The following is a 1,640-nucleotide window of genomic DNA, read 5'->3' as shown; positions in this document are numbered from 1 at the left end:
TGTTGACCGGGTTAGGTGCTGCTTGGCCCAGACCGCAGATGGAAGCATCGCGCATGACCTGTTCGATGTCGCGGATTGTTGGCTCGTCGGGCGCTCCGTCTTTCTTCAACAAAGCGACCATTTTCTCAGTGCCGCCACGGCATGGGGTACATTGACCACAGCTTTCATGTTTGAAGAATTCCAGTGTGTTCAACACTGCGTCTTTGACGCTGTCTTGATCTGACAAAACCACAACAGCGTGGGAACCGACGAAGGAGCCAAGCTCTGCAAGTTTACCGCCAAAATCAAGCGGAATATCATCCATCGCTGCTGGCAATACTCCGCAGGATGCTCCGCCCGGATAATAGGCTTTGAAGTTATGGCCCTCTGCCATGCCGCCGCAATGATCGTCGATCAATTCGCGGATGGTGACCCCAGCTGGGGCAAGAATAACGCCGGGGTTATTAACGCGTCCTGAGACCGACCAGGAACGTGGGCCGGGGTGATCTTTCTTTCCTTGTGAAGCAAACCATTCAGCGCCTTTTTCAACAATGTCACGCAGCCACCAAAGGGTCTCAACATTGTGGTTCAAAGTTGGACGCCCAAAGACACCCACTTGGGCAATATAGGGTGGACGATGACGCGGCAAACCGCGTTTACCTTCGATGCTCTCAATCATAGCGGATTCTTCGCCGCAAATATAAGCACCCGCCCCACGGCGCAATTCGATAAAGCCTTTTTCGACAATGCCAGCAGCCTCAAGCGCAGCGATTTCAGTACGCAGAATTTCAAGAACCGCAGGATATTCATCGCGCATATAAAGATAGATACGTTCTGCCTCGACAAAATGGGCAGCGATGATCGCGCCTTCAAACAGACGATGGGGATCGCGCTCCAGATAGTAACGATCTTTGAAGGTTCCCGGTTCCCCTTCGTCGCCATTAATCGTCATCAGGCGCGGGCCTTCATAGCCACGCACAAATTTCCATTTCATATGAGCTGGAAATCCTGCGCCGCCCAGACCACGCAGGCCTGAATCTTTCAGTAATTCCAGCATGGCATCAAAGCCAATAGCGCCGGAACGAATGCGCATCGCCAGATCATAGCCGCCTTGTTGCTGATAGGAAGCAAGGCTGGTGTAAGCCGGTTTATTGGCCGGAATGTCTTTATTGGTTTTTGCTTTTGCAGCCATTGCCAGCAAATCATCAGCGGTTGCATTGCCAATTTCCGCATCGCCGATGCGAGCTGCCGGAGCAACATCGCAGCCACCCATGCATGGGGCGCGCATGATACGGATTTTCGATTTATCAGCGCCAGCTTCCAGTTCGTTGATAAGCGTTTCAGCGCCCGCCATCATGCAGGAAAGCGAGTCGCAAACACGGATGGTTATCGGCGCTGGACGGTCTTCTTCGTTTTTTACAATGTCAAAGTGATCATAAAAACTGGCGACCTCATAGACTTCTGCCATGGGCAATTTCATCAACGACGCCAAGGCATGCATATGTCCTGCCATCAAGCAGTTTTCTGCGTCCTTGATTTTGTGAAGATATTCGATCAACAAATCGCGCTTGTAAGGCCCTTGGCCGATCAGCGTTTCAACCCGCGCGGTATCCTCCGGGTTAAGCACGCGACCTTTAGGGAAAGCCAGCTTTTTCCAGGCA

The 1,640-nt window shown here is 52.2% G+C and carries 1 protein-coding gene; it reads right to left on the bottom strand.

Translation table 11 applies throughout. The annotated features are described in order from the left end of the window. Positions 1-1,627, bottom strand: a 1,627-nt coding sequence (locus tag WBC85_RS01920; RefSeq protein WP_424432995.1) for an NAD(P)H-dependent oxidoreductase subunit E, incomplete at its 3' end; no start/stop codon positions are given. Positions 1,628-1,640: the final 13 nt, after the last annotated feature.

Origin of the sequence: Planktotalea sp., from assembly GCF_049680325.1 — a bacterium.
Lineage (GTDB): Bacteria > Pseudomonadota > Alphaproteobacteria > Rhodobacterales > Rhodobacteraceae > Planktotalea.
The sequence above is the reverse complement of the archived record's forward strand: the minus strand, read 5'-3'. Positions and strand labels throughout refer to the sequence as shown.